The sequence below is a fragment of the Streptomyces sp. A012304 genome, from assembly GCF_026008495.1.
Classification (GTDB): Bacteria; Actinomycetota; Actinomycetes; order Streptomycetales; family Streptomycetaceae; genus Streptomyces.
Window position 1 is genome coordinate 76,747 of the sequence record NZ_BQUN01000050.1, and the last position, 8,583, is coordinate 85,329.

Below are 8,583 nucleotides of genomic sequence, written 5' to 3' on the forward strand. Positions count from 1 at the left end.
TCTCCTCAGTACGCCAGGGCACGGTCGACGGCGTCGAGCACCCGGTCCAGGCCCGGCAGGTACTCCTCCTCCAGCCGCGCCGGCGGGTACGGGGCGTGGTAGCCGCCGACCCGGAGCACCGGGGCCTCCAGGTGGTAGAAGCAGCGCTCCGTGATCCGGGCGGCGATCTCCGCGCCCGAGCCGAAGAACACCGGTGCCTCGTGGACCACGACCAGGCGGCGGGTCTTCTCCACCGAGGCCTGGATGGAGTCGAAGTCGAGCGGGGAGACCGAGCGCAGGTCCAGGACCTCCAGGTTGCGGCCCTCCTCGGCGGCCGCGGCGGCGGCCTCCTGGCAGAGCTTCACCATCGGGCCGTAGGCGGCCAGGGTCAGATCGGTGCCCTCGCGGACGACCCGCGCCTTGTGCAGCGGGCCGGGGATCGCCTCGGTGTTGACCTCGCCCTTGTCCCAGTAGCGCCGCTTGGGCTCGAAGAAGATCACCGGGTCGTCGCTCTGGATGGCCTGCTGCATCATCCAGTAGGCGTCGCCCGCGTTCGACGGGGAGACCACCTTCAGGCCCGCCACGTGCGCGAAGAGCGCCTCGGGGGACTCGGAGTGGTGCTCGACGGCGCCGATGCCGCCGCCGTAGGGGATGCGGACGACGACGGGGAGCTTGACCTTGCCCAGCGAGCGGGCGTGCATCTTCGCGAGCTGGGTGACGATCTGGTCGTAGGCCGGGAAGACGAAGCCGTCGAACTGGATCTCCACCACCGGGCGGTAGCCGCGCAGGGCCAGGCCGATCGCGGTGCCGACGATGCCGGACTCGGCGAGCGGGGTGTCGATGACGCGGGACTCGCCGAAGTCCTTCTGCAGGCCGTCCGTCACCCGGAAGACGCCGCCGAGCTTGCCGACGTCCTCACCCATGACGAGGACCTTCTCGTCGGATTCCAGGGCGCGGCGCAGCGACTCGTTGATCGCCTTGGCCAGGGCCATGTTCTTGCTGGTCGTGGTGGCGGCCATCTCAGATTCCCCCCTCGGCGTCCGCGAACGACGCCTGGTAGGCGGCGAACTGGGCCCGTTCCTCGTCGACGAGCGCGTGCCCGTCCGCGTACACGTTCTCGAAGATGGCGAAGTGGTCCGGGTCCGGCATGGCACGGACCGCTTCGCGCACTCGCCTGCCCAACGCCTCGCTCTCGGCCTCGAGTTCCGCGAAGAATCCCTCGTCCGTGTGGTTTGAGGCCTCCAGGTGGCGGCGCAGACGCAGGATCGGGTCCTTCGCCTCCCAGGCCGCCCGCTCGTCGTCGTGGCGGTAGCGGGTGGGGTCGTCGGAGGTGGTGTGGGCGCCCATGCGGTAGGTGTACGCCTCGACGAGGGTGGGGCCCTCGCCGCGCCGGGCGCGCTCCAGCGCCCACTTCGTCACCGCGAGGCAGGCGAGGACGTCGTTGCCGTCGACGCGGACGCCGGGGAAGCCGAAGCCCTGCGCGCGCTGGTAGAGCGGCACGCGGGTCTGCCGTTCGGTGGGCTCGGAGATCGCCCACTGGTTGTTCTGGCAGAAGAACACCACGGGGGCGTTGTAGACCGCGGAGAAGGTGAACGATTCAGCGACATCGCCCTGGCTGGAGGCGCCGTCGCCGAAGTAGGCGATGACCGCGCTGTCGGCGCCGTCCTTGGCGACGCCCATGGCGTAGCCGGTGGCGTGCAGCGTCTGGGAGCCGATGACGATCGTGTAGAGGTGGAAGTTGTTGCTGTTCGGGTCCCAGCCGCCGTTGTTGACGCCGCGGAACATGCCGAGCAGGTTGGTCGGGTCGACCCCGCGGCACCAGGCGACGCCGTGCTCGCGGTAGGTGGGGAAGACGTAGTCGTCGTCGCGCAGGGCCCGGCCGGAGCCGATCTGGGCGGCCTCCTGGCCGAGCAGCGACGCCCACAGGCCCAGCTCGCCCTGGCGCTGGAGGGAGGTGGCCTCGGCGTCGAAGCGGCGGGTGAGCACCATGTCGCGGTACAGGCCGCGCAGCTCCTCGGCGGTGACGCCGGCGACGTACGGGTCGTACTCGGCGTTCTCGACGCGCTCGCCCTCGGGGGTGAGCAGCTGGACGAGTCCGGGCTCGGCGCTGGTCTTCTTGGCCGCGCGGGTGCGGGTGGTGCGGTTGGCGCCGGCGGTGCGCCTGGTGCCAGTGGCCTTGGCCGCCGCGGCGCGGGGGGTGCCGGTCGTCTTGGTGCCGGTGGTGCCGGCGGCCTCGGTGCCGGTGGTGCCGGCCGCCGCCTCGGCGCCGGTGCTGCCGGCCTTGCTTCCGGCGCTGCGTCGCGGCTTGCGCGCGGCAGTGCTCTCCACGGTCACGTGTGCTCCTCCGTCGGTCCGGCCCCCGGGGTTGCCGGGTACCAGTGCGGCTCACCTGTTTCCGACACCCGTGCACGGGGTGGGTGTCACTCGGCCGGGAACAGGCGTGACAGGTGCCCCGGCGAGCGCCCTGCAAAGTTCACGTTACCCAGTGCTCCACATTTCTGTGAAACACCTCCTGACCTGCGTTTTTGCTTGGATTTCCAAGTAAATCGGCAAAGTCGGGAAGGACCCTGGTCACAGCCTTGCAGGAGGCCGGAGCAACGGCACGTTATCCCGCTGACCCAGCTCACGGGAAGAGTTCGGGGGCGACACCCGCCCGGGACGCGAAAACGGAGCAACCGGGATATTCACCTCTCGGATTCCAGCCATTCGGCCCAATGGCCGCCTCCTCGGCGCACGGCCGGGCACCCCGGATCGAGCGAGACCGCGGAAGATCGCCACGGATCACCGGGGACCGCCCGGGATCACCACGGACCGCCCGGGATCACCGCGGACCGCCGGGGATCACTTGTGACGCATGGTGACGTTCTGTGACAACGGCCAGCTCACGGCGGTGAAACGTGCCCTAGCATCGGGCGCGTGCCGCGCTCCTGTGTACCACCCCTCGTGCCCCACGCGCCCCCTCTGGGCGCCCTGCTCCGCCGTTACGCCGCCGGTGCCCCGCTTGCCTGCGAGCCGGTCGACCAGGGCCTGCTGAACCGCGGCTACCGGCTGCGCACCACCCGCGGCCGCTACTTCCTCAAGCACCATTTCGACCCGGACACCGCCGACCCGGCCTCGATCGTCCGCCAGCACCGCGCCACCCAGCGCCTGGCCGACCTGGGCGTCCCCGTCGCGCCGCCGCTGCCCGGCCGCGACGGGCGCACGGTCGCCGTCGTCGGCGGTCACGCCTACGCCCTGCACCCGTGGATCGACGGCCGCCACCGCCACGGCGCCCAGCTCACGCCCGCCGAGTGCGGCCGGCTCGGGGCGCTGCTGGGGGTGGTGCACGCAAGCCTGGAGCGCGTGATGCCCGCGCACGCCCGGGCGCGCGCCACCCCCGCCGCGAGCCCTGTCCCGGCCGACACGTTCGCGCTGATCGACGATCTCCTCGCGCGCGTGCGCCGGCACCGCCCGGCCGACTCCTTCGACGAACTCGCCCGCCACCGGCTGCTGGAACGCCGCATCCTGCTGGAACGCCACGCCGACCGGCGGCCCCCGCACGCCGCCCCGGTCGGCTGGGTGCACGGCGACTTCCACCCCTTCAACGTGCTCTACCGGGGAGACGCGCCCGCCGCAATCGTCGACTGGGACCGGCTCGGCGTGCAGCCCCGCGCGGAGGAGGCCGTCCGCGCCGCCGCGATCTTCTTCGTCCGCCCCGACGGCACCCTGGACCTGCCCAAGACCCGGGCGTACGCGCGCGCGTACCGGCGCGCCACCGGGGCCGGGCCGTCCGAACTGGCGGCGGCCGTGCACCGCGTGTGGTGGGAGCGCCTCAACGACTTCTGGATGCTGCGCTGGCACTACGAGCGCGGCGACACCCGCGCCGACTCCCAGTTCCCGGCGGCCTCGGCCCTCGTCGTGTGGTGGACGAGCGAGTACGACGCGGTGTGCGCCGCGTTCACCGGCTGAGAGGGGGCTCGCCGCCGCGCCCGGGACGCCGGCGGCCGTCAGGGGCGCGGGCCCGGGCCCACGACACGCGCGCGTGGTGCCCCGTCAGGGCTCCACGCGCGCGTACATGTTCGAGACCTACGGAGGTCACCCCGCCGGGGTCAGCCCTCCTCGCCTTCGGTGCCGCCGTTCGTGACCCCCGAGATGGTGCCGCCCTCCGAGGTCCCGCCGTCGCCTGTGCCGCCGTCCGCGGTACCCGGGTCGCTCGTGACGGGGTCGCTCGGCTCCTCCGTCGGCTGCGTCTCGGTCGCCGGGTCCGACGGCTCCTCGGACGGCTTGCCGCTGTCGCTGGGCGACGGCGACCACGAAGGCGTCCACGACGGCGACCAGTTGTTCCCGGAGCCCGACCCGCTGCTGCCGTCCGAGGAGTCCTCGGTGGACTCGTCGCTCGTCTCCTCGCTGGGCGAGGAGCTGGGCTGACTCTGCGACGCGGACGGCGTGGCGCTCGGCGACTTGGAGGTCTCGCTTCCGCCGCCCTTGGAGTTGTCGCCGTTCAGCGCGAGGGCGACGCCCGCGGCGATGGCGACCACCGCGAGGACGGCGAGGATCCACAGCTTGCCGCGGCCACTGCCCTTGTTGCCGTGACCCTCGAAGCCGCCGTCGTCGCCACCGCCGTAGCCCTGGGGCAGGATCGGCTGGGGGATCTGCGAGGTGCTGGAGCCGTCGGCGCCGTGCGGCATGACCGTCGTGCTCGCGAAGCCCGCGGCGGCGGCCCGGCCCCCGGGCGCGTCGACCGGGCCGGTGTTCCAGGTGCCGGTGTGGCCGCCCTGGTCGTACAGCATCTGCAAGGCGTACTGGACCAGGCCGCGCATCTCCTCCGCGGTCTGGAAACGGTCGTCGGGCTCCTTGGCCAGGGAACGCATGACGAGGCCGTCGAGTTCCGGCGGGCAGCCGCCGTCGGAGCTGCGCGACGGCGGCACCGGGATGTCCTGGACGTGCTGGTAGACCACCGACAGCGGGGTCTCGCCGGTGAACGGCGGGCGCAGCGCGAGCAGTTCGTACAGCAGGCAGCCGGTGGCGTACAGGTCGGAGCGGTGGTCGACGGCCTTGCCGAGGGCCTGCTCCGGCGACAGGTACTGCGGAGTGCCCATGACCATGCCGGTCTGCGTCATCGTCGTGGACGCGCCGTGCAGGGCGCGGGCGATGCCGAAGTCCATCACCTTCACGGCGCCGTTGTGGGTGATGATGACGTTGGCCGGCTTGATGTCGCGGTGCACGATGCCGTGCTGGTGCGAGTAGGCCAGCGCCTCCAGGACCCCGGAGACGATGATGAGAGCCTGCTCGGGGCCCGGCGCCTCGGCGTTGAGCAGCAGGTCGCGGATGGTGCGCCCCTCGACCAGCTCCATCACGATGTACGGCACGCTCTGGCCGCCGACCGTGTCCTCGCCGGAGTCGTACACGGCGACGATCGCGTGGTGGTTGAGACCGGCCACCGACTGGGCCTCACGCGTGAAGCGGGCCTTGGAGACCGGGTCCTCGGCGAGGTCGGCGCGCAACAGCTTGACCGCGACGGTGCGTCCCAGGCGCACATCCTCGGCCGCGAACACCTCTGCCATGCCGCCCCGGCCGAGTCTGCCGGTCAGCCGATACCGGCCGTCCCCGACCAGCCCGCCGTTACCCCACATCTCCGGCGCATCTGACATACCGCCGCCAGTCGCCTCGGGGTCGGACGGGCCCTGAGCGCGCTGCTGCTGTGCCATCAGTCCTCGCCGTCGTTTCTGCCCGCGGTGCGCGCGGTGTTGTTACGGTCTCCGTCGGCCACGCTACAGCCTCCGCGCAAGCCGCCGGTCCGGGACGAGCCCGGGCACCGGTCGGAGAGAGACCGGCCATGAAACCCGCATTCCGTGCCCACGTGCAAATTCTGTGTACCGGGCGTACGCCCCCTGTAACGCTTCCGCGACGCTTCTTTCGCGTAGGGTCACGGAACGGGCACCGAGCTTGACGTGTCAGTGCCCTGGGGCAGACTTGGCCGGGAATAGCACTTTCGATCAATGGCGAGCACGGCGAGCGAGAGCGCCTGAGGGCCTTACGGGGGACGCAGAAGATGAGCCAGGACGGCGCACAGGGCCGGTTCACGGGGCGGGCGCTGGCCGGCGGCCGCTACCAGCTGCGTGATTTGCTCGGCGAGGGCGGCATGGCCTCGGTCCACCTCGCCTACGACTCGGTGCTCGACCGTCAGGTGGCGGTCAAGACACTGCACACCGAACTCGGCCGCGAGCAGGCCTTCCGCGAGCGTTTCCGCCGTGAGGCGCAGGCCGTGGCGAAGCTCACGCACACCAACATCGTCTCGGTCTTCGACACCGGCGAGGACGACGTCGACGGCATGACGACGCCGTACATCGTCATGGAGTACATCGAGGGGCGGCCGCTGGGTTCGGTGCTCGAGCAGGACGTGCGGCAGCAAGGCGCGATGCCCGCCGACAAGGCGCTGAAGATCACCGCGGACGTGCTGGCGGCGCTGGAGATCAGTCACGAGATGGGGCTGGTCCACCGTGACATCAAGCCCGGCAACGTGATGATGACCAAGCGTGGCGTGGTCAAGGTGATGGACTTCGGCATCGCGCGCGCGATGCAGTCCGGCGTCACCTCGATGACGCAGACCGGCATGGTCGTCGGCACTCCGCAGTACCTCTCGCCCGAACAGGCCCTCGGCCGCGGTGTGGACGCCCGCTCCGACCTGTACTCGGTCGGCATCATGCTGTTCCAACTGGTCACCGGGCGGCTGCCGTTCGACGCGGACTCGCCGCTGGCGATCGCGTACGCGCACGTGCAGGAGGAGCCGGTGGCTCCGTCCTCGATCAACCGTTCGCTGCCGCCGGCGGTGGACGCGCTCGTCGCCCGTGCGCTGAAGAAGAACCCGAACGAGCGCTTCCCCACCGCCGTCGCCATGCGCGACGAGTGCCTGCGGGTGGCGGCCTCCTTCCAGCCCGCCCCGCCGAGCATCGTGCCGGGCGCGCCCTCGCAGAGCGGCTCGGGCGTCGGCTCCGCGGTGTTCCCGCCGGTCGGCCAGAGCCCCCAGACCGCGGGCAGCGTCCAGACGCCGTACCAGCCGGCCCCGACGCCGAACCCGTACAACACCCCCTCGACGCCCGCCCCGTCGTACGGCTACCCGCAGCAGGGCGGCTACCAGACGCCCGCTTCGGCCTACGGCGGCCACCAGCAGGCGCCGACGCCGCCGGCGTACACCATCTCGCCCCAGCAGCCGTCGACGACGGTGGCCTCGGGCGGCGGGCGCAAGAGCAACAAGCCGGTCATCATCGGTTCGGCGGTCGTCGCCGTCGTGGCGGTCGGCGCGCTGATCGCCAGCCTCGCGCTGAACGGCGGCAGCGAGGACCCCAACGGCAAGGGCGGCTCCAGCGCCTCGGCATCGGCGACGGCGACGAAGGCGGCCGGCTACCGCGGCCCCGACACGTCGAAGACGATCGAGTCGACCGAGTGCTCCGAGCCGCAGGAGTCGTACAACGACCCCGCGAAGATCCGGGTGCCGAACTTCAAGTTCAAGTACATCGCCTCGGTCAAGGCCTGCTTCCAGGCCGCCGGCTGGAGCATGAAGATCAAGTACGTGGACGAGAACACGTACGGCGACGGCGCGGTCATGGACCAGTTCCCGTCGGCGGGGACGGACGTCGACCCGAAGAACATGCCGGAGATCGAGCTGAGCGTGTCGTCGGGCAACCCGGCGTCCTGACGGGGGGTCGGCCTTCTGACGGGGGCCGGCTTTCTGACGGCGGGTCGGCCTTCTGACGGCGGGTCGGTCTTCTGACGGGGGTCGGCTTTTTGAGGGTGGCATGAGAAAGGGCCCGGCGTACTGACGCCGGGCCCTGCTTCGTTCGTGGCCTGTTTCTACAGAGGGGACCGGGTCACAGGTACGGGCCGCCCGAACGGCCGCCCGTGCGCGGGTCGTCGCCGTCGTGACCGCCGACGCCCGGCGGCAGGGCGCGGCGCATCTGCTCCAACTGGGCGCGCGCGGCCATCTGCTGGGCGAACAGCGTGGTCTGGATGCCGTGGAAGAGCCCCTCCAGCCAGCCGACCAACTGGGCCTGCGCGATGCGCAGTTCGGCATCGCTCGGGGTCACGTCGTCGTTGAACGGCAGGGACAGCCGCTCCAACTCCTCGACCAGCTCCGGTGCCAGGCCGTCCTCCAGCTCCTTCACCGAGCTGGCGTGGATCTCCTTGAGCCGGGCCCGGCTCGCCTCGTCCAGGGGAGCCGCGCGCACCTCCTCCAGCAGCTGCTTGATCATGCTGCCGATCCGCATGACCTTCGCCGGCTGTTCGACCTGCTCCGTCACCGGGATCTCACGGGAGTCCTCGTCCGCGTCGATGCCGCCGAGCGCCATGCCGTCCTGGCCGACCACCAGGATCTTCTGGGCGTTCTCCGGCGACCTTTCGTTCCTCGGCATCTCCATGCCGCCATTCTCTCGCACCCCTCTACCTCATCACCGTGGTGCCCCCTGAGGTGGAAGATCCACCGTTTCCGTTCGGCGCAGTCCGAAATGCGGGCAAAATTCACCTATGTGAGTCTTGTGGCGTCTTTTCGTGGCAACCGACACCGGGAGGGGGTCACGGGCGTGACTCCATGGCGGCGGGGGTGGCTGGGGTGGTGGGGGTGGGCAGCAG

At 71.3% G+C, this 8,583-nt stretch carries 6 protein-coding genes; 2 read left to right on the forward strand and 4 right to left on the reverse strand.

Annotation, left to right across the window (positions count from 1 at the left end):
* Positions 1-5: 5 nt before the first annotated feature.
* Both ALMP_RS11855 and pdhA read right to left on the reverse strand, forming a co-directional pair.
* A complete protein-coding gene (locus ALMP_RS11855; protein ID WP_264926861.1) occupies positions 6-998 on the reverse strand; it encodes an alpha-ketoacid dehydrogenase subunit beta in 993 nt (330 codons plus the stop codon).
* A 1-nt stretch (position 999) separates the two neighbouring features.
* Positions 1,000-2,313 (reverse strand): pyruvate dehydrogenase (acetyl-transferring) E1 component subunit alpha, encoded by a 1,314-nt coding sequence (gene pdhA, locus ALMP_RS11860; protein ID WP_264926863.1) that lies wholly within the window; start codon positions 2,311-2,313, stop codon positions 1,000-1,002.
* 609 nt (positions 2,314-2,922) lie between these two features.
* Between pdhA and ALMP_RS11865 the strand changes: the two genes are divergently transcribed.
* The gene (locus tag ALMP_RS11865) at positions 2,923-3,927 is read left to right on the forward strand and encodes a phosphotransferase (RefSeq protein ID WP_264926876.1); all 1,005 of its coding nucleotides are present in this window, start codon (positions 2,923-2,925) and stop codon (positions 3,925-3,927) included.
* 140 nt (positions 3,928-4,067) lie between these two features.
* On the opposite strand, the gene ALMP_RS11870 is transcribed toward ALMP_RS11865, so the two are convergent.
* Positions 4,068-5,666 carry a protein kinase gene (locus ALMP_RS11870; protein WP_264926865.1) on the reverse strand — a complete coding sequence of 533 codons (1,599 nt, stop codon included), beginning with the start codon at positions 5,664-5,666 and terminating at the stop codon, positions 4,068-4,070.
* Between the two features lie 344 nt (positions 5,667-6,010).
* On the opposite strand from ALMP_RS11870, the gene ALMP_RS11875 reads away from it, so the two are divergent.
* Positions 6,011-7,654, forward strand: a complete 1,644-nt coding sequence (locus ALMP_RS11875) for a protein kinase (protein WP_264926867.1) — start codon at positions 6,011-6,013, stop codon at positions 7,652-7,654.
* A 172-nt stretch (positions 7,655-7,826) separates the two neighbouring features.
* Here ALMP_RS11875 and ALMP_RS11880 read toward each other — a convergent pair whose 3' ends face one another.
* Positions 7,827-8,372: a bacterial proteasome activator family protein gene (locus ALMP_RS11880; protein WP_264926869.1), complete on the reverse strand. Its 546-nt coding sequence runs from the start codon at positions 8,370-8,372 to the stop codon at positions 7,827-7,829.
* Positions 8,373-8,583 lie beyond the last annotated feature (211 nt).